The sequence below is a fragment of the Polaromonas sp. genome, from assembly GCF_018780625.1.
Taxonomy (GTDB): Bacteria; Pseudomonadota; Gammaproteobacteria; order Burkholderiales; family Burkholderiaceae_C; genus Polaromonas.
This window is the reverse complement of record NZ_JADMJK010000121.1, coordinates 52850-77185: the sequence shown is the minus strand read 5'-3', so window position 1 is coordinate 77185 and position 24336 is coordinate 52850. Positions and strand designations below refer to the sequence as shown.

The window sequence follows — 24336 nt, the reverse complement described above, 5'->3', positions numbered from 1 at the left end:
CTGGGCGGCTGCTCCAGCATCAACGGCATGATCTACATGCGCGGCCAGGCGCGCGACTACGACCAGTGGGCGCAGCTGACCGGCGACAGCGCCTGGACCTGGAACAACGCCCTGCCCCACTTCAAGCAGCACGAGGACCACTACAAGGGCATGGACGCGCTGCACGGCGCGGGCGGCGAGTGGCGCATTGAAAAGCAGCGCTTGCGCTGGGACATTCTGGATGCGTTTGCCGAGGCCGCCACCCAGGCTGGCATTCCGGCCACCGCCGACTTCAACCGCGGCAGCAACGAGGGCGTGGGCTACTTTGAAGTCAACCAGAAAAGCGGCTGGCGCTGGAACACGGCCAAGGCCTTTTTGCGCCCCACCTGCATGGACAGGCCCAATTTTGAGCTCTGGACCAACACCCAGGTCTGCAAGCTGGTGCTGAGCGCCCAGGCCGATGGCGGCCTGCGCTGCACCGGCGCGGAGGTGGTGACCGGCCAGGGGCGGGTCACGGTGCAGCTCAATGATGGCGCAAATGGCGCAATGGGCGAGGTCATCTTGTGCGCCGGCAGCATCGGCTCGCCGCAGATCCTGCAGCTGTCGGGCATTGGCCCGGCCGCCTTGCTGCAGCAGCACGGCATTGCGGTGCGGCAAGACCTGCCGGGCGTGGGCGCCAACCTGCAGGACCACCTGCAGATCCGGTCGGTCTACAAGGTGCAGGCGGTGCCGGGCGCGAGGCGCTGGGGCCTGTCGCTCAACAGCATGGCCCACAATTTATGGGGCAAGGCCCGCATCGGGCTGGAATACGCCCTGCACCGCACCGGCCCCATGAGCATGGCGCCCTCGCAGCTGGGCGCCTTCACGCGCAGCTCGCCCGACCAGCCTTACCCGAATATCGAGTACCACGTCCAGCCGCTGTCGCTCGATGCGTTTGGCGAGCCGCTGCACCGTTTTGACGCGTTCACCGCCAGTGTCTGCAACCTCAACCCGACCAGCCGGGGCACGGTGCAGATCAAAAGCGGCCGCTTTGAAGACGCGCCCGCGATTGCGCCCAACTACCTGAGCACGGCCGAAGACCGCCAGGTGGCCGCCGACTCGCTGCGCGTGACGCGCCGCATCGTCAGCCAGGGGGCGCTGGCCAAGTACCAGCCCGAGGAATTCAAACCCGGCGTGCAGTTTCAGACGGACGAAGACCTGGCGCGGCTCGCGGGCGACATTGCCACCACCATCTTTCACCCGGTGGGCACCAGCAAAATGGGGCACGCCGACGACCCGATGGCAGTGGTGGATTCGCACCTGCGGGTGCGCGGCGTGCACGGCCTGCGCGTGGTGGACGCGGGGGTGATGCCGCTGATCACCAGCGGCAACACCAACTCGCCCACGCTGATGATTGCGGAAAAAGCCGCACAGTGGATTCGGGCCGGGGTCTGAAGGGGCGCCGCTCAGCGCAGTCCCTTCATATAGCGCGGCCCCGCCGGATCAAACGGGGTGTCCACAAAGCCCGGCTGGCCGCCCTCCCGCTCCCACACCGACGCCCGAAAGCCTGACACCACATCAGCCGCGTCCCCGGCGTGCAGCGCCGCCGCGGGCGGGAGCGCCGCATCAGCCGCATGGCGCGCCCGGACGGCGTCAGCGACCTGTTGCAGCAACGGCGCGCGGGGCGCCTGGTCGGGCATGGCCATGATTTTTTCAAGCTTGTCGGCCCAGCCGCCAATGTCGGCATGGCCGTCCCCGGCGGCTTTTTCGCGGGCAAAGCGGATGATTTCAGCCGCATAGTCGCGGTTGCTGGCCAGCCACTCGGTGTCGGTGACACGGCCGGTCTTGCGGCGCAGCAGCACATGCAGGTGGGCGGCAACGGCGAGTTTTTCGCTTGAAGACATGCAGGATCCTCCTATTCACTCAAACGGCGCCCATCAGCCCAGGCGTTCGGCATGCTGGGTGATGTCCAGGCCATCGCTTTCTTCCTCCGCGCTGACCCGAAGACAGACAAAGCGCGAAGTGACCCAGAGCACCAGCCCGGTCATGAGCAGGCTGTAGGACGCGACGGCGAGCACGCCGATCAGTTGGGTCAGCACGCTGCCTCCGACGCCCGAAATGGTCTTGCTGGCAAACACGCCGGTCAGCAGCGACCCCACGATGCCGCCCACGCCATGCACGCCAAACACATCGAGCGCGTCGTCGGCCTTCAGCAGACGCTTCAGGCCAGTCGCACCCCAGTAGCAGGCGGCACCGGCCACGGCACCAAACACCAGCGCCGAGCGTGGCGAGACAAAGCCGGCCGCTGGCGTGATGGCGACCAGCCCCGCCACCAGACCCGAACACAGCCCCAGCAGGGAGGGCCGACCGCGCGCCAGCCATTCAGCCGCCATCCACGACAGCGCACCTGCGGCGGCCGCAATGTGGGTGACCGCCATGGCCAGGCCGGCCCGCCCATCGGCGGCCACGGCAGAGCCGGCGTTAAAGCCAAACCAGCCAACCCAGAGCAGGCCGGCGCCCGCCATGGTCAGGCCGAGGTTGAACGGTGCGAACGGCTCGCGGCCGTAACCGGTGCGCGGCCCCAGCGCATAGGCGCAGACCAGCCCGGCCACGCCCGCGTTGATGTGCACCACCGAGCCGCCGGCATAGTCCAGCGCGCCCAGTTCGGCCAGCCAGCCGTTGGGCGCCCAGACCCAGTGCGCAATCGGCGCATAGACCATCACCGTCCACAGCGACATGAACAGCAGCATCGCTGAAAATCGCATGCGCTCGACAAAGGCCCCGACCACCAGCGCCGCCGTGATGATGGCAAAGCTGAGCTGGAACATCGCATAGACCGACTCCGGAACGTTGGGGGCGATGTGGCTGACCGCCACCTGCTGCGCATCCTTCGCATAGTCCAGCCCGGCAAACCAGAGCCGCTCGGTGCCGCCCAGAAAAGGGCCCAGCACTCCGCCGCCGGGGGTGAAAGCGATCGAGTAGCCGACGGCAAACCACAGCAGGCTCACCAGGGCGCAAACGGCGACTACGCTGGCCATCACATTGAGCACGCTTTTGCGGCGCACCATGCCGCCATAAAACAGCGCAATGCCGGGCAGCGTCATGAGCAGCACCAGCGCGGTGGACGTCATCATCCACGCGGTGTCCGCACCATTGAGCGTGGCGGTAGCCACCAGGCCGGGTTGCGTCAGCGGCGCAGCGACTGGCGGCACCTGCGCTGCCGCCTGCTGACCGGCCATGCTCAGCCACATGCCCAGCGCCATGAAAATCTTGAAGTGCATACCGTATTTGCCTTTCCTGAATAAGTCGAATCCTTGTAACAACAGGCATAAGTCGTGCCAAGCCGTCGCATGGCCGGCCCACAGGGGCGCCAGGCATCGGGCACCATCGGGATGCCCGCCAGGGCATCAGGCGGGGGGCGGGAAACCCCCAATGCACACATTAAGTGCAAGGGGCTATATTCGTGGTCTTGCCGACGAGCCCTGCTGCTCGCATCGCGAGGAGCCGAGGAGACACAAAAGAGCAACTACAAACACGCAGACAAGCCATTTACAAGATGCTTGTTTGACAAACGCAAAAAGCGCTGGTCACCCCAGCGCTTTTTTTCGTCCAGCCTCCGCTGGAACTACGGAATAAATACGCCTATAGCCCTTTGTCTGCGAGCCTATACAGCTACTTATTCAGGAGCAGTCAACAACGAAACGTGCGGGCTAGATATCGAGCCACTTCAGCAATTCACGCATGCGCTGCTCAGACGAGACATCAAACCGCTCAACGCCAATCCGCTGGAGTATTTCCCTGCCGGCCTCGCTGTCCGGCAATGCCAGCAGCTCGGCCTGGATGGCCTTGAGTTGCTCCGGGCGTATCTTCTTGTTGGCCACCAGCGGAAAGTAGGGTTGCGGGACGCTCTTGTACAGCACGCGGTTACCGTCTTTTTCCCACTTTTTAGCAAGCCCTGAATAGGACGCCACACCGCCGACATCCGCAAATTTGTTGTCGATATAAAAACCGACCGCGGCCTGCTCGCGCACGAACTGCACCCGCTCCTTGTCCAGCGCAATCCCCTTGTCCCTGAGTTCGGCCATGCAAAAGCGCGACATATAGGCCACCTGTTCAGGCAGCACGATCCGTTTGCCCTTGATCTCATCGAGGGACTTCAGGGCGGAATCCTTGGGAACGATGATGAAGCACTGCCCATCGGGCTTGCTGCTGGAAATGTAGCTGTAGCCATAGTCCCGCATGGCCCGGGCCGGATAGTCACTTGGCCGGGCGATCACAAAGTCATACCGGCCTGTTTGCATGCCATCTTCAAGCTGCTTGAACTCGCGCGCAAACACCACATTGACCTTGGCCTTGACCGCCCGTCCAATGATTTCAGCCAGCCCCTGGTATTTGCTGATCACCTGCGCGTGGTCCAGCCCGCCCGAGGTTCCCTCGCTGACGCCCAACACCAATTGCTGTGCCTGCGCGGTGCCCGTCCAGAGCGCAGGCAAGACGCAGATCAGCAGCATTAATAGACGTTTCATAAGTCCCCTTGAATATTTTTGGAAGCTGCAATGCTACGACCCTGCGCACTTGCTGACCATGCGTAATTTGTCGCTTGTTGTTACCAAAATCAACTTTTACCAACACAATGGCGCCTGGAAAAAAGAGACAGGATGCGAAGTTCATGGCGTGCCTCACACTCGAAAACAGGAGGTGAACAGCTATTAATTCAGGAGTAATTTACACTTTTTGGGTTGCGCCGCAATGAGACAATCCGCGCCATGGAGTTATTGATCGTTTCCCTCGCCTCGCTGGCAGCCGGTTTTGTGGACTCCATCGTCGGCGGCGGCGGCCTGATTCTGGCGCCAGCCCTGTTTGCCGTCTTTCCCACCACGCACCCCGCCACCCTGTTCGGCGTGAACAAGGGCGCCTCGGTTTGGGGAACGGCCGTGGCCACCGCCCAATATGCCCGGCGCGTCAATTTGCGCTGGAGCGCACTGCTGCCAGCCGCCGCGGCGGGGTTTGCCGGCGCGCTGGCCGGCGCCTGGCTGGTCACGGTGATCTCCCCCGGATTTCTGCGCAAGGCGCTACCGTTTGTGATGCTGGCGGTGCTGGCCTACACGCTGGTGAAAAAGGAACTGGGCCGCCACCATGCGCCGCGCTTTAGCGGCCGGGCCGAAACCCTGGCGGCGTGCTGCATCGGCATGACGGTGGGGTTTTACGACGGTTTTTTTGGCCCCGGCACCGGCAGCTTTCTGGTGTTTTTGTTCGTGCGCTGGCTGGGCTATGACTTTTTGAACGCCTCGGCCTCGGCCAAGCTGGTCAACACCGCCACCAACGTGGCGGCGCTGTCGGTGTTTGCCTACAAGGGCCATGTCTGGTGGCATTTCGCACTCACCATGGCCGTGGCCAATGTGATCGGCAGCCTGCTGGGCACGCGCATGGCGCTCAAGCACGGCGCTGGCTTTGTACGGGTGGTGTTCATTGGCGTGGTCAGCGCCCTGATTCTGAAGACCGGCTACGACGCCTTCCTGCGGTAGCCGCCAAGCTCCCAACGAGGTAGCGGGCGCCGCCTAATCTGGATTGGCGCCGGGCTGCGGCAATGGTGGCTTGGGCGGGCTGACGGCCTTGGTCGCACCGGCCGGTTTCGTCGCCTTGGCGCTGCTGGCCGCTGCGACCGGCGCAGCAGTGGCTTCCGTAGCGCCGCCTGCGGCAAGCAGTGCGTTCATGTCAGCCACCCGGCGCGGTGTGCCCGTGGGTGCTGCAGCCAGTCCTTTTTGCACGGCGACCATGTCTTCCGGGCTGGGGTACTGGCCCATCAGCACATAGTCAAACACGCGGCGCGCAATCGGTGCGGCCACGCCAGCGCCCCAGCCAGCGTTTTCCACGATCACGGCCAGCGCGATTTCGGGTTTGTCGGCTGGCGCAAACGCCATGTAGACCGCGTGGTCGCGCTGGTGTTCTTCGAGCTTGGAGCCGTTGTATTTGTCTTTCTGGCCTATCGTCACCGCCTGGGCGGTGCCGGTCTTGCCGCCGCTCAGGTAGCCGGCGCCGGCAAACACCCGGGTCGAGGTGCCCTCTTGCGTCACGCCCACCAGCGCCTTGCGGATGATTTCCACATTCGCCGGCTTGTAGCCCAGGTCCACCGGCGGGTCTATCGGCAAGGGATGCATGGCCCCCGTCATCGTGTCCTGCGTGGCGATCACCAGCCGCGGCTTGTGCTTGATGCCGTTGTTGGCCAGCACGGCGGTGGCCTGCGCCAGTTGCAGCATGGTGAAGGTGTTGTAGCCCTGGCCGATACCCAGCGAAATGGTTTCACCGGGATACCATTTTTTCTGCTCGGGCCGCTTGTAGGCATTGCGCTTCCATTCCTGGCTGGGCAGCACGCCGCGCACCTCGCCATTGATGTCGATGCCGGTGATCTGCCCAAAGCCCAGCGGCGCCATGAAGTCATGCATGGCGTCCACGCCCATCTCGCTGGCCAGCGAATAAAAGTACACGTTGCTGGACTTGACAATGGCGCGGTGCATGTCCACGGCGCCCAGCGCGATGTTGCCGTGGCTGCGGAAGGTGTGCCCGCCAAAGGTCCACGAGGCGTTGTCGTTGACGATGAAGCTGGCCGAACGCTTGCCGGTCTGCAGCGCGGCCATCGCCATGAAGGGCTTGTAGGTCGAGCCCGGCGGGTAGGTGCCGCGTAGCGCCCGGTTCAGCAGCGGCTTGTCGATGGACTCGTTGAGCGCCTGCCAGCTTTCCTGGTCAATGCCATCGACAAACAGGTTGGGGTCAAAGGTCGGCTTGCTGACGAAGGCCAGTACCTCGCCGGTCCGGGGGTCCAGCGCCACCAGCGCACCGCGCCGCCCGCCAAACATTTCCTCGACCAGCTTTTGCAGGCCGATGTCCAGCGACAACATCACGGTGTTTCCGGGCGATGCCTGATTACTGGAGAGTTTTCGCACGGCGCGGCCGCTGGCCGAGGTTTCGACCTGCTCGACGCCGGTGATGCCGTGCAGTTGCTGCTCAAAACTCTGCTCAACGCCCAGCTTGCCAATGTAGTCGGTGCCGCGGTAATTGCCGGCCTCTTCACCATCTTCAATTTGCTCTTTTTCCCGCTGGTTGATGCGCCCCATGTAGCCCACCACATGGCTGCCCAGTTCCCCCAGCGGATAGTTGCGAAACAGCCGCGCCTTGATGTCGACACCCGGAAAGCGGTAACGCTGCGCCGCAAAGCGGGCCACTTCCTCGTCGCTCAGGCGGGTGCGAATCGGCAGCGATTCAAAATTCCTCGACTCTTCACGCAGCCGCTTGAAGCGCCGCTTGTCGCGCGGATGGATGTCCACCAGCTTTTCCAGCGCCGCAATGGTTTCCTCCAGGTTGCCCACCTTGGACGGCGTGATCTCCAGCGTGTAGGCCGAATAGTTGGTGGCCAGCACCACGCCGTGGCGGTCCAGAATCAGCCCCCGGTTCGGCACGATGGGCACGATCGCCGTGCGGTTGCTCTCGGCCCGCTCCAGCAGTTCGTCATGCCGGTACACCTGCAGATACACAAGGCGCGCCGCCACCAGGGAAAAGGCAAAAAGCACCGCCAAGCCCGCCACCAGCACGCGCATGCGAAAGCGGAACAGGTCCGCCTCGACATTTCGGATTTCAGTCATGCCAGTCGGACTCGGCGCGGGTTAAAAAGTGCAGGAAATATATTGGGCCAGCTGCAGGCCAGCGCAGTCCGCAAAGCGTGGGGGGCCAAAGGCCGCAGCGCCGGGCCGCCCCAAGCAAGGCCAACCCCCTCGGGGGGCAGCGCAGTACGCGAAGCGACCAGCGTGGGGGCCATATTCACAGCGGCCTGTTCTCATCACGGTCAGGCGCGCGGCGCTGCGGCGCCAGCAGCAGCACGCTGACAACAGGCCAGAGCAGGGACTCGGCCAGCGGCGCCAACAGCATGATCCAGCCCGGAAAGATGCCGCCGCCCAGCATGCGGATGAGCAACTCCAGGCCATGCGCCACGGCAAACATCGGCAGTACCTGCAAGGCCTGGGAAGGCACCGTAAACCAAAGCAGCCGGCGGTGAATCATGGCCGCAAAAAAGCTCAGCGCGGTATAAGACAGCGCATGCTGGCCCAGCAGCGAAGCCTGGTGCACATCCATGATCAGGCCAAACAGGAAGGCCAGGCCAATGCCCACGCGCAGCGGCTGGTGCACGGCCCAAAAGACCAGCGCCAGCGCCAGGAAATCAGGCATCCAGGGTACGCGCCCCAGCGGCAGCATGTCCAGCAGCAGCGCCACGATCAGGCTGAACCCTATAAACACCGGATTGGCGGGCAACAGCAGCTGCTGGCCGGAGCGCATGATCATTTGGAGGCTCGGTTCGGGGCGGGAACGCCGGGCGCCGCAGCGTCGGGCCGCGGCGGCATCTGGCCGGACAGGGGCTTGACCACGATGACATGCCGGGCGCCGTTCACCAGCGCCAGCGGCACGCAATAGATCTTGGCAAACGTCGACTCGGGCCGCCGCTCGATCCGGCTGATTTTGGCCACCGGCAGGCCCGCCGGGTACACGCCATCAATGCCGCTGGTGGTCAGCAGGTCGCCCGGCTGCACATCCGAGTTGCTGCCCATGAAGCGCAATTCCATGCCGCTGCCGGATGCGGCGGGATCGCCATAGGCCACGCTGCGCTGCCCGGTGCGCACATTGAGCACGGGAATCACCAGGTCGCTGTCCACCACCAGCGTGACCTCGCTGACCAGCGGATGCACGCGGGTCACCTGCCCCAGCACGCCGGACTCGTCGAGCACCGGCGAACCCAGTTCCACACCCTGAGACTGGCCCTTGCCGATGATGACCTTGCGGGTGTAGGGGTCCGCCGCCTCGTACAGCACTTCCGACGCCATCACCGAGGCCGTAAGCTGCTCGCGCAGCGCCAGCAACTGGCGCAGCCGGTTGTTTTCCTGCGTCAGCTGCTCAACCTGACCGGCGCGCAGCGACTGCAGCGCCAGCTTTCGGCCGGCTTGCTCACTGTCGGACTGGGCCTGGTTCAGGCCGGAGACATACTCGGTGGCGCCTTTGACAGTATGCACCGGCTGCAGGGCCAGCCACTGCACCGGATAGAGCACGGTGGCCAGCACCGCGCGAACCGGCTGGATCAGGTGAAAGCGCGTGTCTGCCACCATTAAAAACAGCGACAGCGTGCTGAAAAAGATCAGCTTGGAAAACGCCGATGGCCCCTGCTTGAAAAAGGGCGGCGGGGATCTGTCGAGTGTTCCTAAGGTCATGATTCGCGATCAGGCGGCCCCGCTTCAGGCGGTCACGAGGCAAGGCGGCGTGAAAGGTCGGCGTGGGAAAGACGTGCGCAGGCTTATTCCGAAGTGAAGATCGAACCCGTGCGGTCCATGCGCTCCAGCGCAATGCCGCAACCGCGCACCACACAGGTCAGCGGGTCCTCGGCCACCATCACCGGCAAGCCGGTTTCTTCGGCCAGCAGGCGGTCCAGGTCACGCAGCAGCGCGCCGCCGCCGGTCAGCATCATGCCGCGCTCGGCGATATCGGCGCCCAGTTCGGGCGGGGTGTGTTCCAGCGCGTTTTTAACGGCACTGACAATGTTGTTGAGCGGATCGGTCAGGGCTTCGAGAATTTCGTTGCTCGAAATCGTGAAGCTGCGCGGCACGCCTTCGGACATGTTGCGGCCCCTGACTTCCATTTCCTTGACTTCAGAGCCCGGAAAAGCCGACCCGATGCATTTTTTGATGGCTTCGGCCGTGGGCTCGCCAATCAGCATGCCGTAGTTGCGGCGGATGTAGTTGATGATGGCCTCGTCAAAACGGTCGCCGCCAACGCGCACGCTGCCTTTGTAGACCATGCCGCCCAGCGAAATCACGCCGACCTCGGTGGTTCCGCCGCCGATGTCCACCACCATGGAGCCGCTGGCCTCGGAAACCGGCAAGCCCGCGCCAATGGCTGCGGCCATGGGCTCTTCAATCAGGTACACCTCGCTGGCGCCCGCGCCCAGCGCGCTTTCGCGAATCGCGCGGCGCTCCACCTGAGTCGAGCCGCAAGGCACGCAAATGATGATGCGCGGGCTGGGCCTGAAAAAGCTGCGCGGATGCACCATCTTGATGAATTGCTTGAGCATCTGCTCGGTCACGGTGAAGTCGGCAATCACGCCGTCTTTCATCGGCCGGATGGCCTCAATGTTGCCGGGCACCTTGCCCAGCATGGCCTTGGCTTCGCGGCCCACGGCCTGGATGCTTTTCTTGCCTTGGGGGCCGCCTTCGTGGCGAATCGCCACCACCGACGGCTCATCCAGCACAATGCCCTGGTCACGCACGAAAATCAGGGTGTTGGCCGTGCCAAGATCGATGGCGAGGTCGGTGGAAAAGTACCGACGGAATGCTTCAAACATATACAGAAGTCCAGTTGGGCATGCGCAAGCTTCGCTGCGTCATCGCCTTTTTATGATTAACCGATAGCGTAAAAAATCAGGTCAAAGTTCAAAGTCGTCACGAAACCTTGTTTCGAGCATCTAAAAAACGCCTATAGAGTGCATTTAGTCACGATTTCACAGCAAAGGCAGGATAATAACGCATCCCCCGTGAATCGACCGCTCTGCAAGGCCCGTTTTCTCCGCCTTACAACTCGTTTCAGCCCCTCTATTTTTGCTGAATTTTCTGCGCTACTGCGTTCATTTGGCATTACCTTTCAGGCACCCCATGGCACTGACCCCCCAAGACATCGCACGCGTCGCCAATCTGGCACGGCTAGAGCTTAGTCCTGACGAAACCGAGCGCACCTTGCACCAACTCAACGGCTTTTTTGCCCTGGTCGAGCAAATGCAGGCGGTCAACACCGACGGCGTGGAGCCGCTGGCCCATCCGGCCGCCCTGCTGGGCGACGTCGCCCTGCGCCTGCGCGACGACATCGCCAGTGAACCCAACCAGCGCGAGGCCAGTCAGGTCAGCGCCCCCGCCGTCGAGCGCGGCCTGTTCCTGGTGCCCAAGGTGATTGAATGAGTACCCCGATGAACAACCTGGATTTACACCACCTCGGCGTGGCCGAACTCGCCACCAAACTGGCCGAGGGCAGCGTCTCAAGCGTCGAAGTGACGCAGCATTTTCTGGCCCGCATCGCGCAGCATGTGGACCTGGGCGCCTTTTTGGCGACCAACCCCGAAGTGTCGCTGGCGCAAGCCCGCGCCGCAGACGCACGGCTGGCCGCCGGTGAACGCACGCCGCTGCTGGGCGTGCCGCTGGCGCACAAGGACGTCTTCGTCACCCGCGATTTCCCGACCACGGCCGGTTCGAAGATGCTGGAGGACTATCGCAGCCCGTTTGACGCAACCATGGTCAGCCGGCTCGGCGTGGCCCCGGGCGGCGCCGGCATGGTCACGCTGGGCAAGCTCAACTGCGACGAATTCGCCATGGGCTCGGGCAATGAAAACAGCGCCTACCAGCCGGTGCAAAACCCGTGGGACTTGAGTCGCGTGCCAGGCGGCTCGTCGGGCGGATCGGCCGCTGCCGTGGCGGCCCGCCTCGTGCCTGCCGCCACCGGCACCGACACCGGCGGCTCGATCCGCCAGCCCGCCTCGCTGACCGGCATCACCGGCATCAAGCCGACCTACGGCCGCTGCTCACGCTACGGCATGGTGGCATTTGCCTCCAGCCTGGACCAGGCCGGCCCGATGGCGCGCAGCGCACTCGACTGCGCGCTGCTGCTGTCCGCGATGGCCGGACCCGACCCGGACCGTGACTCCACTTCGCTGGACATGCCAGAGGCCAACTACGCTACTGAATTACTAGCAACAAGTCCAGACAGCACGAAGGATAAACCCCTAAAAGGCTTGAGAATCGGCCTGCCCACCCAGTTTTTTGGCGCGGGCTGCGCGCCCGACGTGCTGGCGGCCGTGCGCGGCGCGCTGGCAGAGTTTGAAAAACTGGGCGCCACGCTGGTCGATGTCAGCCTGCCGCTGACCGAGCTGTCGATTCCCGTCTATTACGTGATTGCCCCGGCCGAAGCCAGCAGCAACCTGAGCCGCTTTGACGGCGTGCGCTACGGTCACCGCGCGGCGCACTACACAGACCTGACCGACATGTACAAAAAGTCGCGCTCGGAAGGATTTGGCGACGAAGCCACGCGCCGCATCATGATCGGCACCTATGTGCTGTCGCATGGCTACTACGACGCGTATTACCTCAAGGCGCAAAAAATCCGCCGCCTGATCGCGCAGGATTTCCAGACCGCCTTCACGCAATGCGACGTGATTGCCGGCCCGGTGTCGCCCACAGTGGCCTGGAAAATCGGCGAAAAATCCGCTGACCCGGTGGCCAGCTACCTGGCCGACATCTACACGCTGTCGTCCAGCCTGGCCGGCCTGCCCGGCATGAGCGTGCCGGCGGGCTTTGGCGCGGGCGGCATGCCGGTCGGCCTGCAGCTGATTGGCAACTATTTCAAGGAAGCGCAACTGCTGGGCGCGGCCCACCAGTTCCAGCTGGCGACCGACTGGCACCAGAAAGCACCGGAAACCGCAGCATGAGCAAAATCACAAAATCCCTGCTGGTGCAGGGCTACGAAGTCGTCATCGGCTTTGAAACCCACACCCAACTGACGACGAAGTCAAAAATCTTCAGCCGCGCCTCGACCGCGTTTGGCGCCGAGCCCAACACCCAGGCGTCCGCCGTGGACTTTGCCCTGCCCGGCGCGCTCCCGGTGATGAACAAAGGGGCCGTGCAGCGCGCCATTGAGTTCGGCCTGGCAGTGAACGCTCACATTGCCGAAAAAAGCATCTTTGCGCGCAAGAACTACTTCTACCCTGACCTGCCCAAGGGATACCAGATCAGCCAGTTCGAGATCCCCGTGGTGCAAGGCGGCGTGGTCGAGTTTTTCCTGGACGGGGAAAAGAAATCCGTGCGCCTGGTGCGCGCCCACCTCGAGGAAGACGCGGGCAAGTCACTGCACGAAGACTTCATCGGCATGAGCGGCATCGACCTGAACCGCGCCGGCACGCCGCTGCTGGAAATCGTCACCGAACCCGACATGCGCTCCACCGCAGAAGCCGTGGCCTACGCAAAAGAGCTGCACAAGATCGTGACCTGGATCGGGATTTGCGACGGCAACATGCAGGAAGGCAGCTTTCGCTGCGACGCCAACGTGTCGGTCAGGAAGCCCGGCGAGCCGCTGGGCACGCGCCGCGAGATCAAGAACCTCAACAGCTTCAAGTTCATGCAGCAGGCCATGGACTACGAGGTGCGCTGGCAGATCGAGCAGATCGAGGACGGCCACGCGATCCAGCAAGCCACCGTGCTGTTTGACCCCGACACTGGCGAGACGCGCAGCATGCGCAGCAAGGAAGACGCCGCCGACTACCGCTATTTCCCCGACCCCGACCTGCCGCCGCTGGTGATTGGCCGGGATTGGGTGGAGCGCACGCGCTCAGCGATGAGCGAACTGCCGCGCGTGATGGCGGCGCGCTTTGTGGCCGACTACGGCCTGCCCGAGTACGACGCCGGCCAGCTCACGCAGGGCAAGGCCGTTGCGGCTTATTTTGAAGTGGTGGCCGCAGCCAGCAAACAGCCCAAGCTCGCCAGCAACTGGGTCATGGGCGAGTTGTCGCGCCGCCTCAATACAGAGGAAAAATCGATTGACGCGTCCAGTGTCAGCGCCGGCCAGCTGGCCAGCCTGATTGGCCGGATCGCCGACGGCACGATTTCAAACAACGCCGCCCGCCAGGTGTTCGACGCACTCTGGACCGGCGAGGGTCAGGACGTTGACGCGCTGATCGACGCCAAGGGCCTGAAGTCCATGAGCGACACCGGAGAGCTTGAAAAAATCATCGACGAGGTGCTGGCCGCCAACGCGAAAAACGTCGAGGAGGTGCGCGCCGGCAATGCCAAGGCCTTCAACGCGCTGGTCGGCCAGGCCATGAAGGCGACCAAGAGCAAGGCCAACCCGGCGCAGGTCAACGAACTGCTCAAGCAAAAACTGGCTTGAGGGACAGCCGCTGCAGGCTGGCGCCAAAATGCTACTTAAAATATAGCGAACAACACCCGTAACCAATGGGCTATGGCATTGTTTTGCTTGTATTTTGGTACCTTGAAAAATCCCTGGCTGTGGCGGCTGTGGTGGGCGACCAAAGCCGCTGCAGCTTGATCAACTCCTGGTCAAACCGCTGGTTGACGCGGTTTTTATCCTCTTGCCGGTCACCCATGAATTTGCCTTGTGCGGCCAGGCCGCTGTCGTTTTCTTCCCGCAGGCGTTTGAGCGGGGCCGGCGCCTTGCTGGGGTCCTTGGCGTAAAACTCGAACTCGTTGAGGATTCCCTTGCGCTGCGCGGTCAGCTCATCTGTTCTTTTGCTGGCGGCCTTGATCACTACGTCGATCTGGGCGAGCGCCGCTGCGCGCTCTTGCCGGTGCGCCGCAGGGCCGGGGTAACGCAGCAGCAGGGCCCGATCACGACGCTTTTCATCGGCTTCGCGGGCACGCAAATCAGCGGCCAGCTTGTCTTTGGCGTCCTGCGCTGCCCGCTCCTTCGCCGTGAGCGATGGCCCCACCTGGCGCCTGACCGCGCCAGAGCGTGTCCACTCGGTCTGCGTGCGGTCCATGCACTCAGCGATCTGGCGGTCGGCCGTGAGCGTGCGGCCCTTGGCGTCGACACAGGTATAAATGTTCTGCGCAAAGGCCTCTGCGCACAGGCAGACTGATACTGTGACACCGATCGCAAGCGCTGCTTGTAAAAACAAATCGACCCCTCAATCCACGCCATAGCGTTCACGGTAAGCCAGTACAGACTGGTAATGCGCCTTCAACGACGACCCGCCGGGAACATCCGCAGCGGATCCGCTTTGCACCGCAAGATACTGCAGCAAGTCGCTCAGGCGCGCAATAGCACACACCTGCAAACCCAGCTGTTTCGTGACATATTGCACAGCGCTGTAGTCCACATCCAACCCGTTCTCCGTGGCTTTTTCCTGACGGTCCAGCGCAATCACCACGGCATGGGGAATGGCGCCGGCGGCCTTGATGATGGCAATCGACTCGCGCACCGCCGTGCCGGCCGACATCACGTCATCGACAATCAGCACACGGCCTTTAAGTGGTGCGCCTACCAGGGTGCCGCCCTCGCCGTGGTCCTTGGCTTCCTTGCGGTTGTAGGTAAAAGGCACATTGCGCCCCAGGCGCGCGAGCTCCACCGCCAGCGCAGCACCCAGCGGAATGCCCTTGTAGGCCGGGCCAAAGATCATGTCGAACTCCATGCCGCTGGCGAGCAGGCGCTGCGCATAAAATTGCGCCAGCCGCCCCAGCTTGGCACCATCGTCAAACAGGCCGGCGTTGAAAAAGTAGGGGCTGATACGGCCCGCCTTGGTTTTAAACTCACCGAAGCGCAGCACGCCACAATCCACCGCAAACTGCACAAAATCCTGGGCCAACGCATCTTGCGCAGGGGCTTGTTCAGGTTTTGTTGCGACACTCTCTGACATGGGACATTCCTTGTTTAAATTAACCAGCCTGAATCTCAACGGCATCCGCTCCGCCACCACCAAAGGCCTCGAAGCCTGGCTGGCTAAGGTCAGCCCTGATTGTATTTGTGTGCAAGAGGTCAAGGCGCAGGCCGCAGATGTGCAAGGCCGGTTTGAAGAGTTGGCCGGACTCCAGGGTCACTTTCACTTTGCCGAGAAGAAAGGCTATTCCGGCGTCGGCATCTACACCCGGCAGGAACCCAGTGATGTCATTGTGGGGCACGGTTCACCCGAATTTGACTCTGAGGGCCGGTATGTGGAGCTGCGCTTTGACACACCGAGCACCAAACGATCCATCATCAGCTGCTATTTTCCCAGTGGCTCATCCGGGGAAGAGCGCCAGCAGGCCAAATTTCGCTTTCTCGAAGAGTTGTATCCGCACCTGGCACAGCTCAAGGCCGAGCGCGAGTTCATCCTGTGCGGTGACGTCAATATTGCGCACCAGGAAATTGACTTGAAAAACTGGAAGGGCAATCGCAAGAACTCCGGTTTTTTGCCCGAAGAGCGTGCCTGGATGACCAAGCTGCTGGGCGAGGCCGGCATGGTGGACGTGTACAGAAAACTGCAACCCACCACTACCGATGACGCCTACACCTGGTGGAGCAACCGCGGCCAGGCCTACGCCAAGAACGTGGGCTGGCGGCTGGACTACCATCTGGCGACGGCGAGTTTGGCATCGGGTGCGAAGTCCGCCGTCATTTACAAGGATGAGCGTTTTAGTGACCATGCACCGATCACGGTCGAGTACGACTGGGCATTTTGAATGCGCACGGGAAGACGGCAATCAAGCATCTCAGCGGCTCAAACGTAAGCCGCTGAACGACTGCAAAAGACGCAGACCCGACCTACGATGATGATGATGGGTGGATATCAACCAAGTGCCCAATGCCGACGCTCATCGCCTTGAATAGCAGTCGCTGGAATTCCCGTTTTTAACGGCTTCAGTTTGCAATCATGAGCAGGCCTGCGCAAATGATGAAGGCCGCCACGGCGCGCGCCCTCCAGGCGAATTTCTCCTTGAATACGACGATGGAGATGAGGCTGGCCAGCACAATACCCGTGTTGGTAAATGCCACGACGATGGCAGCCGGCATGGAGCGCATGGCGTGAATCACCAGCGCGTAGGCGAGGCCAACACACAGGCCACCGACGACAGCCACCGGCAGGCCAATTCGGGCACGGGGTCGCCATGACCCTGTGGCTCTCCGAAGGTCGATGGTCAGGGCCAGCCACGATGCAAAGTAGCCGATCGTGACAAATCCGACCAGCCCGCCAAAGCCTGGAATGTGGGCGGTGGCGGCCCGATCCGTCAGGGAGTAGATGCTGGTCGCGAACATCGCCAACATCGCCCATGGCAGGGCGCGGATGTCTTGCGCACTGCCCCCCACGCGTGCCAGCACGGCCAGCCCGACGACGCTGATCAGAATCCCGGTCCAGGCGAAAGCGCCCAGCGTCTCGCCCAGGAAGAGCGTGCTCCACAGCGCAATCAGCACCGGGGAGCTGCGCACCAGCGGGTAAACGAAGGCCACCGGCGCGTGCTCGTAGGCGCGGCGCAAGCCCATGAAATACACCACGTTGGCGCTCGCGGAGATCAGCACCCATTGGACCAGGGCGGGCGTCCATTGCACTTCGTTAACAAGCGCGTAAGCGCCCCACGGCCCCAGCAACACCAGATGCGCCAGCAGCACCCACCACAGCGGATAGGCGTCGCGCGACTGGTGCCGGGCAATCAGGTTCCAGGTGACATGCATGACCACCGATGCCGCCACGGCCAGCACAGCGCCGCTCACCATGATCGATTCTCACTTTCTGAAGCTGCATGCAGCTCAAACTGATCGCCATCGCGGGCAATGGCGGCGCGGGGGGATGACGCGCCGGTGTCCAGCAGCCAGGCGTCGAGCTGGTGGCCAAGGTGCGTGAGCCAGGCCCGCTCGGGTTTGACCTTGTCAATCACCGCCAGCGCCGTGGTCCAGTCGTTGTGGTTTTTGGGCTCAAGCTGTGGCGGATAGCTGCAATCCAGAGCCAGGCCGTGCGCTTGCCATTGCGACAAAAAGGCTTCCGTGCGCGGCGGCAAGCCCAAGGTGTCGGTCAGGTAGGCGAAACGGGCGCCGTCTGACGATTCCATCGCGTAGCCAAACGTGACTTTGGAGTGAATCAGGGGCAAGGGCGTCAGCGTCACATCGCCGAGGGTCATCGGCTCGAATTTGGACAGGGCGTGAAACTCAAGCACGCCCGGGTGCTTGTACAGGTCGGCGCAGCCTTCCGAGTCTGGCGGGCCATAGACCGGAATGCGCGTGCCGACTCCCCAGCGCAGATGGAACAGTCCCTGAACGTGGTCGGGATGAAAGTGCGTGAGCACAATCGCATCTAGATCGCCAGGCGCGAAACGCTCATGCAGGTCTGTCAGCCCGGCATCCAGTAGGACACGGGTCTCGCCTGATTCGACCAGCGCCGAACACGGGCGCCGCACGAAGCGGGGATCGCGGCGCGCACGCCCGCAGGCTACGCAGGTGCAGCCATACAGCGGTACGCCACCCGCCGCGCCAGTGCCCAGAAAGGTTACGCGCATGCCACCACGCCACTGTGGCGCCGGATCAGTTCAACCAGCGCATCACCCGCCACGCGCAGCTCGCCATCGTTGCGGATGACCGCGCCACACCGGCTGTCAACGTCGATAGCCCGGTGCCGCGCCAGTCGCGCCTCGATGTCGCTGGCACTTTCGCGACCGCGGGCTTCAAGACGCTCACGCAGCACCTCGGGGGAAACCTCGACCCACACGGGCAACAGTTCCGGATAAAGTTTTGCCGCTTCGAGCAGGTATTCGCGTGAGCCATTGACCACGACGGTGATGCCCTTGGCCAGCCATTGATTCACTTCAATACCAATGCCATAGGCGTGCCCGTGGCTCTGCCAGTGCATGGCAAACAGCCGAGCCTTGCGCCGTGCCTCAAACTCGTCTGGGGACAAGGCGACGTGGTTTTCACCGCCAGCATCCGCCGCCCGGGTGATGTAGCGATGGGCAAACACGACGTTCTGCTTCCCCGCCAGATCGTCTCTGGCGTAGCGCATCAGGCTGTCCTTGCCGCTGCCTGATGCGCCGACGACATAAATTAAACGGGTGGTCATGGTGGGGGCTCCTCACGCGTGGTCGAAATGCGCCGACAGGGCGGGAACGCCTGCCACCCAGATACGCTGTGCTTGCGCCAGCCCACCAAGGTGCTTGATGGCAACCAGATCAGCACGTTTGCCGACGGCAATTTCACCCCGGTCGGACAGGCCTGCTGCCCGTGCCGGGTTGCGCGTGACCAAGGCAATGGCCTCATGAAGCGAAATGCCCGCCAGTTCAGGCAGTTTCATGACCGAAGGCAGCAGTGCGGCGGGAGAGTAATCGCCGCACAGACAGTCCGCCACGCCTTCGAGCACCGCATCGAGGGCGCGCATGTTGCCGGACTGCGACTTGCCGCGCAGGATGTTCGGGGCGCCAAACAGCGTCGCCATGCCGCGTGCGCGCGCCGCCTGGGCAGCCGCCAAATGGGTCGGAAACTCGGAGATGACGGCGCCCAGGTCGGCCAGGGCGTTCACCTTGTCCTCGCTGTCGTCGTCGTGGCTAGCAATGGCCACGCCCCGCGCGCGCGCCAGCACCGCGAGTTGTTCCATGCGCTCCATCGCGCCTGCCGCCGCCGTCTTCTTGCCCGCGAGCAGTGCATCCAGTTCGGCGTCGGAGGTTTTGTAGCTGCGCGCGAGGTAAGCACGGTAGGCGGCCACGTCCTGGAACTGCCCTTGGCCCGGGCTGTGGTCCATGAAAGACAGCAGGTGCGCATGGCCGTTGTGCAGCAGATCGGCCAGCACGGCCGGCGCGGTCTCGTCGGTGACTTCGTAGCGGGCGTGGACCCGGTTGTCCACCAGCGCATGGGCCTGCCAGGCATGCACCGCGCGGGCAATCTCGGCGGCAAAACCGTTGTTGCGCACGCCCAGTTCATGGTTGGCGAAGGACAGGGCGTGAAACACCGTGGTGATGCCGGCCATCGCATTGCGCTTGTCGGCCTGGGCGCAGGCGAAGTCCAGCGGGAAGTGGACGCCCGGGCGCGGCTCGACTTCTTTTTCCAGCGCATCGCAATGCAGGTCGATCATGCCGGGGATCAGCACGCGCCCGGACAGGTCAAGCGTGCGGGTGTTGCCGACGGCTTCGGGGTCGATCGCCGCAATGACACCGTTGTCGATCAGGATGGCCACGTCGTCACGCACCTCGTGGGCGAAAACGACGCGGGCGTGGGTCAAAAGTAAACGGCTCATGATGTACAGGTTTCCAGAATGTCGGATACAGCCACCGGGGGCGTGAGCTCGACCACACGATTGGCCGTGCGCCGAACCAGCGCGGGGTCGTGGAAGATGGCGAGCATGGCGACCCCCTCGCCCTTGATGGTGGCTACCAGGTCAATCACCCGCTGCGTGGTGGCGGGGTCCAGGCTGGCGGTGGGTTCGTCCAGCAGCAGCAGCCGGGGCCGCGCGATCAGGCCGCGCGCCAGGTTGACGCGCTGCTTTTCTCCGCCCGAAAAGGTGGCGGGCGGCACGCCCCACAGACGCTCGGGCACATTGAGCAGGCCCAGCAGTTCGCCGGCGCGTTGGCGCGCCGCTTCACGCGGCACGCCCTGCGCCACCAGCGGTTCGCACACCACGTCCAGTGCGCTTCGGCGCGGCAGGCAATGCAGGAACTGGGTGACAAAACCGATGTCGCGCTGGCGCAGCTCCAGCATGCGATGTTCGGAGGCTTGCGCCAGGTCGGTGGTGTGGCCTGCCGCATCACGGTAAAGCATGCGCCCGCCCGATGGCAGGTAGGTGCGGTAGACGCACTTGAGCACCGAGGACTTGCCCGCGCCCGTGGGGCCGATGAGCGCGGTTAACTGGCCGGCATGGACTTCGAGGTGTACGTTGGCACACGAGGGAATCAGCTTGTTCTGCTCGTGCAGCTGAAAGTGCTTGCTCAAGCCTTCGACTTCAAGAATGGGTTGCATCACGGGGTTCCTTACAAGGCCGAGGCCACCAGCCGCTGGGTATAGGCGTGCTGGGGGTCTTCAAGAATTTGGTCGGTCAGGCCCGACTCGATCACGCGGCCGTACTTCATGACCAGCGTGCGGCCCGCCAGCAGGCGGATGACGCCCAGGTCGTGGGTGACGACGATCATCGCGGTGTGCAGTTCCTGCTGGATTTCCAGAATCAGGTCCAGGATGCGGGCCTGCACCGACAGGTCCAGCCCGGTCGTCACCTCGTCCAGGTAGAGCAGCGGCGGCCGTGTGGCCAGGGCCTTGGCAATCTGCACGCGCTGCTGCATGCCGCCCGAGAACTTCTTGGGCGACTCGTCCATGCGCTCGATCAGCACTTCGGTGCGGGCCAGCAACTGGCGCGCGCGCTCGCGGATTTCGCCGTAATGGCTGATGTCGCTCATGAGCAGCCGCTCGGCGATGTTGCCGCCGGCCGAGACGTTGAAGTTCAGCCCCAGGTGCGGGTTCTGGTAGACCATGCCGAAGCGGTGGTTGCGCAGCCAGCGCTGGCGGGCGGCGTTGAGCGCGAACATGTCCCACTGCTGCCCGCCCTGCGGGCCATCAAAGAAAATCGCCTCGCCCGCCGTGGGCGCATCGTCGAAAAACAGGGTTTTGACCACCGTGGACTTGCCGCTGCCGGACTCGCCCATGATGCCGAGAATCTCGCCTGCGTGCAGGTCCAGGCTCACGTTGTGGGCCGCCACCACCGAGCCGCAGTGCGGGCAGATGTTGGTGTCCGCCTCGGGGCCGGTACTGTCAAAACACTGCGGACAGCCGCGGCCGTGGATTTTGGACAGGCCACGGACTTCCAGAATTTTTTTCATGCGCGCATCTCCGTGGGGCTGGCGTGCGCGGCCAGCTGCTGGTCACAGTAATCGGAGTCCGAACACTGCCAGGTTTTTTGATCGCCCCCGTGGCCATCGTTCTGGATGATTTCGTCCAGAAAGGAATTGGTGGCGCCGCAGCGTGCGCAGGCGCGGCGCTGGCCATCGGCATCGCGGAAGTCCTCGACGCGAAACGGCACGTCCTCAAACACCAGCGGCTCGGCGTTCGTGTAGGGCGGCACCGCATAGATTTTCTTTTCACGTCCGGCGCCCAGCAGGACCAGTGCCTTGGACTGGTGCAACTGCGGCACGTCGTAACGCGGGATCGGGCTCGGGTCAATCACATAGTGCCCGTTGATGCGCGTGGGGTAGCGGTGCGAGATGGTGATCTCGTCGAACTGCACGATGTCTTCGTACAGCTTGGTCAGCAGCCGCGCGTAGTCGCCCTCGCCATGCATCACCTTGCGCCGCGCTTCCGAGGGCTCGACCACCACCAGCGGATCCGGGTAAGGCACCTGCAGCACCAGCACCTGGGCCTCGGTGAGCGGCGTCTCGGGAATGCGGTGGCGCGACTGGATCAGCGTCGCCTCCTGCGTGCGCTCGGTGGTGTCGACGCCGGGGCAGGTCAGCTCGACAAACTGGCGCAAATTGACCGCGTTGACCGAGTCGTCGGCGCCCTGGTCGATCACCTTGAGGCTGTCGTCCGGGCCGATCAGGGACAGGGTGACTTGCAGGCCGCCGGTGCCAAAGCCCCGGCCCATGGGCATCTCGCGCGAGGCATAGGGCGTCTGGTAGCCGGGGATGCTGATGGCTTTGAGGATGCAGCGGCGCACCTCGCGCTTGGCGTATTCGTCGAGAAAACCGAAGCTGTAGGCGGCCTCGTCCTGGGGCAGTTCGTAGCCGGGGTTCATGCCGGGACTCCTTTTGTGTCTGCAGCCTTGCCCTGCGTGGTGCGCAGGCGGTCCATGTCGGACTGGAAGGTCACGTAGTGCGGCATCTTGTAGTGGCTGGCGAAACCCATCGAATCGACGCCGTCGACGTGCAGCAGCACGAATTCCGGGTCTTCCGAGGGGTTGCTGGGGCCGTCGCGCATGCCTTTTTGCAGCGCACGGTCAAGAATCGCCATGGCGATCGCCTTGACCTCGTTGTGCCCGAAGCAGGCGCCATAGCCGAGGGTGAAAACCGGCGGCCCGTCGTTGTCGTCGCTTTCGTACATGGCGACCACCTCGCATTCGGTCATCAGCACCTCGCCGGCCTCAATCAACTCACCGGTGACCGGGTGCGGCAGCATCACCGGCAGGTAGCCCACGCGCAGTTCGGCAATGGTCGGGTGCACATCGCCGTAGCCGCGCATGTTGGAATAGGCAATCGCCAGCAAGGAGCCGGTTTCGGCCCGCGCCATCGTGGCCAGAGCCGCCGAGCGCGGCACCGGAAAGACCAGCGGCTCGCGGGTGATGTCAAAGGCGTCTGGCGCCCGGGTGGCCAGCGGCGGCAGCAAGCCCTCAGTGCGCAAGGCGTCCAGCACTTTGGGGAAGGTGTCGGGCAGATCCGCTCCCGGGCGCTGCCGCATGAAGCGGCTGGCGACGCCGCGAAACGCCTCGGGCGACTCGTCGGCCAGGTCCAGCCGCATCAGGCGCAAGGCGTAATCGTAAGTAGGCCCGAGCATCTGTCCGCCCGGAATGTCCTTGAAGGCCGATGAGATGCGCCGGATCAGGCGCATCTTCGAGGTGTCCTGCACCGGCATCTCCAGCAGGCGCGGCTTGGTCGAGCGGTAGGCGCGCAGGGCAAAGGCGGCTTCCAGCGTGTCGCCCTGCATCTGCTTGATGGCCAGTGCCGCCAGACGCGGGTGGTAGAGCCCGCCCTCGGATACCACACGCGAGGTCAGCAAACGTAACTGGTGCTCGATGGCGGACAGGGACAGGGGCGAGCCCGCATCGCCTTCTGCCGTGCGCAGGGCTTCGACGGCGGCGTGCGAGCCTTCGATGGCGCGCCCGCCGCCTTTGATGGCAACATAGCCCATTATTGTTCTCCTTGTGCGGTAATGCGCGTGGCGGATGTGGTTCTGGGCAAGGCAAGGACGCGGCTGCGGTCGATCAGGATCAGGTCCACGCCCAGCGGGAAACCTTCGTTCCAGCAACGGCGGCGCTCGATCCAGGCGGTATCGAGCCCGGCGATGGCCAGCGACTGGCTGGCGGCGATGCCGGGGCCGGTCAACTGCCATGCGGAACCCTCGCCCAGCTTGGCGACTTGCAGCAAGATCGTGGCCCCCTGCTCGGGCGACTCCAGCGTGCCCAGGCTGGGCTCGAAGGCCGGTGGCTGGCCGCCATCGGCCACAATGAATTGCGCGCGTTCGGCACCCGTCATGCGGGTTTGCAGGCGCTGGCGCGTCAGCGTGTCGATCAGTTGCTGCGGGTCGGCCAGCGTGACCTCGCTGTCGACCAGCGTCGCCAGCGTTTGCGTCAGCGCGGCTTCGCCCGCCAGGGTTTCAATGCGGCCCGGAAAACTGAAGGCGCGCATCAACTGGCGAAACACGGCTTGCTGGCGCTGCGGGCCCCAGGCTTGCAGGTCTTGGCCTGTCACTTCATTCATCATCATCCTCCGACGTACCCAGTAACGAAAAATCGACGCGCGTGGTCGCCAATAAAGCTTGGCGCTGCGCTTTTTGTTCAGCCAGGCGCGCCCGTCCAACAGCCAGTACGGGCAGCGCTTCTTCATGGCCAGGCAGTTGGCCTGCCAGCACGGCATCAATCACCGCAATAGCGCGTGCTAGGCTGGCCCGGTCATCGAGCAACTGCGCCGCGCCTTGCGCCTCGGTGCCGTCGACGGTGGTCACGCGCACGCGGGCAATAGCCAGCGGCACCTCGCCGGGGTAATAGGCCTCGCCCTGTGCGCTGTCGCGCAGCTTGAGCAGGGCCAGACCCGATTGGGGCAGTTGAACGTCTTGCACCGCATGCTGCTCGCACAGGCGGCGTGCCAGGGCGCGCACCGACTCGGGCGGGCAAGCCAGCAACAGACGCGGCCATTGGGCGCGCTC

24 protein-coding genes and 1 pseudogene are annotated in these 24336 nt (G+C 63.7%); 6 read left to right on the top strand and 19 right to left on the bottom strand.

Translation table 11 applies throughout. The features are described from left to right. Window positions 1–1413 (top strand): GMC oxidoreductase (locus IV091_RS10960; protein ID WP_293468575.1); only part of this gene is annotated, 1413 nt, incomplete at its 5' end. A 182-nt stretch (window positions 1414–1595) separates the two neighbouring features. Here IV091_RS10960 and IV091_RS10955 read toward each other — a convergent pair. From IV091_RS10955 to IV091_RS10945, 3 genes and pseudogenes are all read right to left on the bottom strand, one after another. Beyond that, a pseudogene (locus IV091_RS10955) lies at window positions 1596–1862 on the bottom strand (hypothetical protein); the annotation flags it as partial. A gap of 33 nt (window positions 1863–1895) precedes the next feature. Further along, window positions 1896–3197, bottom strand: a complete 1302-nt coding sequence (locus tag IV091_RS10950; RefSeq protein WP_293468582.1) for an ammonium transporter — start codon at window positions 3195–3197, stop codon at window positions 1896–1898. Between the two features lie 471 nt (window positions 3198–3668). Next, window positions 3669–4484: a PhnD/SsuA/transferrin family substrate-binding protein gene (locus tag IV091_RS10945; RefSeq protein WP_293468573.1), complete on the bottom strand. Its 816-nt coding sequence runs from the start codon at window positions 4482–4484 to the stop codon at window positions 3669–3671. A 240-nt stretch (window positions 4485–4724) separates the two neighbouring features. On the opposite strand from IV091_RS10945, the gene IV091_RS10940 reads away from it, so the two are divergent. Beyond that, complete coding sequence (locus IV091_RS10940; RefSeq protein WP_293468571.1) at window positions 4725–5483, top strand: TSUP family transporter; 759 nt, start codon at window positions 4725–4727, stop codon at window positions 5481–5483. Between the two features lie 33 nt (window positions 5484–5516). On the opposite strand, the gene mrdA is transcribed toward IV091_RS10940, so the two are convergent. The 4 genes from mrdA to IV091_RS10920 form a co-directional block, all read right to left on the bottom strand. After that, a complete protein-coding gene (gene mrdA, locus IV091_RS10935; protein WP_293468569.1) occupies window positions 5517–7595 on the bottom strand; it encodes a penicillin-binding protein 2 in 2079 nt (692 codons plus the stop codon). Between the two features lie 175 nt (window positions 7596–7770). Beyond that, window positions 7771–8289, bottom strand: a complete 519-nt coding sequence (mreD, locus tag IV091_RS10930) for a rod shape-determining protein MreD (protein WP_293468567.1) — start codon at window positions 8287–8289, stop codon at window positions 7771–7773. Further along, on the bottom strand, window positions 8286–9206 hold the full coding sequence (mreC, locus tag IV091_RS10925) for a rod shape-determining protein MreC (RefSeq protein ID WP_293468565.1): 921 nt from the start codon (window positions 9204–9206) through the stop codon (window positions 8286–8288). The genes mreD and mreC overlap by 4 nt, the downstream gene beginning before the upstream one ends. An 83-nt stretch (window positions 9207–9289) precedes the next feature. Beyond that, entirely contained in the window at window positions 9290–10333 is a 1044-nt protein-coding gene (locus IV091_RS10920) for a rod shape-determining protein (RefSeq protein ID WP_293468563.1), read from the bottom strand. Window positions 10334–10640: 307 nt separating this feature from the next. Between IV091_RS10920 and gatC the strand changes: the two genes are divergently transcribed. The 3 genes from gatC to gatB are packed head-to-tail and all read left to right on the top strand — an operon-like array spanning window position 10641 to window position 13914. Then, on the top strand, window positions 10641–10940 hold the full coding sequence (gatC, locus tag IV091_RS10915; RefSeq protein WP_293468561.1) for an Asp-tRNA(Asn)/Glu-tRNA(Gln) amidotransferase subunit GatC: 300 nt from the start codon (window positions 10641–10643) through the stop codon (window positions 10938–10940). Then, complete coding sequence (gene gatA / locus IV091_RS10910; protein ID WP_293468559.1) at window positions 10937–12460, top strand: Asp-tRNA(Asn)/Glu-tRNA(Gln) amidotransferase subunit GatA; 1524 nt, start codon at window positions 10937–10939, stop codon at window positions 12458–12460. Before gatC ends, gatA begins: the two co-directional genes overlap by 4 nt. Further along, entirely contained in the window at window positions 12457–13914 is a 1458-nt protein-coding gene (gatB, locus tag IV091_RS10905) for an Asp-tRNA(Asn)/Glu-tRNA(Gln) amidotransferase subunit GatB (RefSeq protein WP_293468557.1), read from the top strand. Before gatA ends, gatB begins: the two co-directional genes overlap by 4 nt. A gap of 70 nt (window positions 13915–13984) precedes the next feature. Here the strand turns inward: gatB and IV091_RS10900 are convergent, their stop codons facing one another. Together IV091_RS10900 and pyrE are read right to left on the bottom strand one after the other, a co-directional pair. Then, the gene (locus IV091_RS10900; RefSeq protein WP_293468555.1) at window positions 13985–14662 is read right to left on the bottom strand and encodes a DUF4124 domain-containing protein; all 678 of its coding nucleotides are present in this window, start codon (window positions 14660–14662) and stop codon (window positions 13985–13987) included. A gap of 9 nt (window positions 14663–14671) precedes the next feature. Beyond that, on the bottom strand, window positions 14672–15400 hold the full coding sequence (gene pyrE, locus IV091_RS10895; protein ID WP_293468553.1) for an orotate phosphoribosyltransferase: 729 nt from the start codon (window positions 15398–15400) through the stop codon (window positions 14672–14674). A 10-nt stretch (window positions 15401–15410) separates the two neighbouring features. Here pyrE and IV091_RS10890 point away from each other — a divergent pair, with 10 nt between their 5' ends. After that, a complete protein-coding gene (locus IV091_RS10890; RefSeq protein ID WP_293468551.1) occupies window positions 15411–16202 on the top strand; it encodes an exodeoxyribonuclease III in 792 nt (263 codons plus the stop codon). Between the two features lie 178 nt (window positions 16203–16380). Here the strand turns inward: IV091_RS10890 and IV091_RS10885 are convergent, their stop codons facing one another. The 10 genes from IV091_RS10885 to phnG form a co-directional block, all read right to left on the bottom strand. Then, window positions 16381–17232 (bottom strand): EamA family transporter, encoded by an 852-nt coding sequence (locus IV091_RS10885; protein WP_293468549.1) that lies wholly within the window; start codon window positions 17230–17232, stop codon window positions 16381–16383. After that, a complete protein-coding gene (phnP, locus tag IV091_RS10880) occupies window positions 17226–18008 on the bottom strand; it encodes a phosphonate metabolism protein PhnP (RefSeq protein WP_293468547.1) in 783 nt (260 codons plus the stop codon). The genes IV091_RS10885 and phnP overlap by 7 nt, the downstream gene beginning before the upstream one ends. Then, the gene (phnN, locus tag IV091_RS10875) at window positions 17999–18565 is read right to left on the bottom strand and encodes a phosphonate metabolism protein/1,5-bisphosphokinase (PRPP-forming) PhnN (RefSeq protein WP_293468545.1); all 567 of its coding nucleotides are present in this window, start codon (window positions 18563–18565) and stop codon (window positions 17999–18001) included. The genes phnP and phnN overlap by 10 nt, the downstream gene beginning before the upstream one ends. Before the next feature lie 12 nt (window positions 18566–18577). Next, window positions 18578–19732, bottom strand: a complete 1155-nt coding sequence (locus tag IV091_RS10870; protein ID WP_293468543.1) for an alpha-D-ribose 1-methylphosphonate 5-triphosphate diphosphatase — start codon at window positions 19730–19732, stop codon at window positions 18578–18580. Further along, window positions 19729–20451 carry a phosphonate C-P lyase system protein PhnL gene (phnL, locus tag IV091_RS10865; RefSeq protein ID WP_293468541.1) on the bottom strand — a complete coding sequence of 241 codons (723 nt, stop codon included), beginning with the start codon at window positions 20449–20451 and terminating at the stop codon, window positions 19729–19731. The genes IV091_RS10870 and phnL overlap by 4 nt, the downstream gene beginning before the upstream one ends. Window positions 20452–20462: 11 nt before the next feature. After that, on the bottom strand, window positions 20463–21302 hold the full coding sequence (locus IV091_RS10860) for an ATP-binding cassette domain-containing protein (protein ID WP_293468539.1): 840 nt from the start codon (window positions 21300–21302) through the stop codon (window positions 20463–20465). Further along, window positions 21299–22213 (bottom strand): alpha-D-ribose 1-methylphosphonate 5-phosphate C-P-lyase PhnJ, encoded by a 915-nt coding sequence (locus tag IV091_RS10855; protein WP_293468538.1) that lies wholly within the window; start codon window positions 22211–22213, stop codon window positions 21299–21301. Before IV091_RS10855 ends, IV091_RS10860 begins: the two co-directional genes overlap by 4 nt. After that, window positions 22210–23322: a carbon-phosphorus lyase complex subunit PhnI gene (locus tag IV091_RS10850; RefSeq protein WP_293468536.1), complete on the bottom strand. Its 1113-nt coding sequence runs from the start codon at window positions 23320–23322 to the stop codon at window positions 22210–22212. The genes IV091_RS10855 and IV091_RS10850 overlap by 4 nt, the downstream gene beginning before the upstream one ends. Next, a complete protein-coding gene (gene phnH, locus IV091_RS10845) occupies window positions 23322–23891 on the bottom strand; it encodes a phosphonate C-P lyase system protein PhnH (RefSeq protein WP_293468534.1) in 570 nt (189 codons plus the stop codon). Before phnH ends, IV091_RS10850 begins: the two co-directional genes overlap by 1 nt. Next, window positions 23884–24336, bottom strand: a 453-nt coding sequence (phnG, locus tag IV091_RS10840; protein WP_293468532.1) for a phosphonate C-P lyase system protein PhnG, incomplete at its 5' end; no start/stop codon positions are given. The genes phnG and phnH, both read right to left, overlap by 8 nt.

What these genes read in the sequence shown, in the direction of transcription:
- IV091_RS10950 (WP_293468582.1), bottom strand. Translation starts at nt 3,197, where the DNA reads ATGGCCGGTCAGCAGGCGGCAGCGCAGGTGCCGCCAGTCGCTGCGCCG.
- IV091_RS10945 (WP_293468573.1), bottom strand. Translation starts at nt 4,484, where the DNA reads ATGAAACGTCTATTAATGCTGCTGATCTGCGTCTTGCCTGCGCTCTGG.
- IV091_RS10940 (WP_293468571.1), top strand. Translation starts at nt 4,725, where the DNA reads ATGGAGTTATTGATCGTTTCCCTCGCCTCGCTGGCAGCCGGTTTTGTG.
- mrdA (WP_293468569.1), bottom strand. Translation starts at nt 7,595, where the DNA reads ATGACTGAAATCCGAAATGTCGAGGCGGACCTGTTCCGCTTTCGCATG.
- mreD (WP_293468567.1), bottom strand. Translation starts at nt 8,289, where the DNA reads ATGATCATGCGCTCCGGCCAGCAGCTGCTGTTGCCCGCCAATCCGGTG.
- mreC (WP_293468565.1), bottom strand. Translation starts at nt 9,206, where the DNA reads ATGACCTTAGGAACACTCGACAGATCCCCGCCGCCCTTTTTCAAGCAG.
- IV091_RS10920 (WP_293468563.1), bottom strand. Translation starts at nt 10,333, where the DNA reads ATGTTTGAAGCATTCCGTCGGTACTTTTCCACCGACCTCGCCATCGAT.
- gatC (WP_293468561.1), top strand. Translation starts at nt 10,641, where the DNA reads ATGGCACTGACCCCCCAAGACATCGCACGCGTCGCCAATCTGGCACGG.
- gatA (WP_293468559.1), top strand. Translation starts at nt 10,937, where the DNA reads ATGAGTACCCCGATGAACAACCTGGATTTACACCACCTCGGCGTGGCC.
- gatB (WP_293468557.1), top strand. Translation starts at nt 12,457, where the DNA reads ATGAGCAAAATCACAAAATCCCTGCTGGTGCAGGGCTACGAAGTCGTC.
- pyrE (WP_293468553.1), bottom strand. Translation starts at nt 15,400, where the DNA reads ATGTCAGAGAGTGTCGCAACAAAACCTGAACAAGCCCCTGCGCAAGAT.
- IV091_RS10885 (WP_293468549.1), bottom strand. Translation starts at nt 17,232, where the DNA reads ATGGTGAGCGGCGCTGTGCTGGCCGTGGCGGCATCGGTGGTCATGCAT.
- phnP (WP_293468547.1), bottom strand. Translation starts at nt 18,008, where the DNA reads ATGCGCGTAACCTTTCTGGGCACTGGCGCGGCGGGTGGCGTACCGCTG.
- phnN (WP_293468545.1), bottom strand. Translation starts at nt 18,565, where the DNA reads ATGACCACCCGTTTAATTTATGTCGTCGGCGCATCAGGCAGCGGCAAG.
- IV091_RS10870 (WP_293468543.1), bottom strand. Translation starts at nt 19,732, where the DNA reads ATGAGCCGTTTACTTTTGACCCACGCCCGCGTCGTTTTCGCCCACGAG.
- phnL (WP_293468541.1), bottom strand. Translation starts at nt 20,451, where the DNA reads ATGCAACCCATTCTTGAAGTCGAAGGCTTGAGCAAGCACTTTCAGCTG.
- IV091_RS10860 (WP_293468539.1), bottom strand. Translation starts at nt 21,302, where the DNA reads ATGAAAAAAATTCTGGAAGTCCGTGGCCTGTCCAAAATCCACGGCCGC.
- IV091_RS10855 (WP_293468538.1), bottom strand. Translation starts at nt 22,213, where the DNA reads ATGAACCCCGGCTACGAACTGCCCCAGGACGAGGCCGCCTACAGCTTC.
- IV091_RS10850 (WP_293468536.1), bottom strand. Translation starts at nt 23,322, where the DNA reads ATGGGCTATGTTGCCATCAAAGGCGGCGGGCGCGCCATCGAAGGCTCG.
- phnH (WP_293468534.1), bottom strand. Translation starts at nt 23,891, where the DNA reads ATGAATGAAGTGACAGGCCAAGACCTGCAAGCCTGGGGCCCGCAGCGC.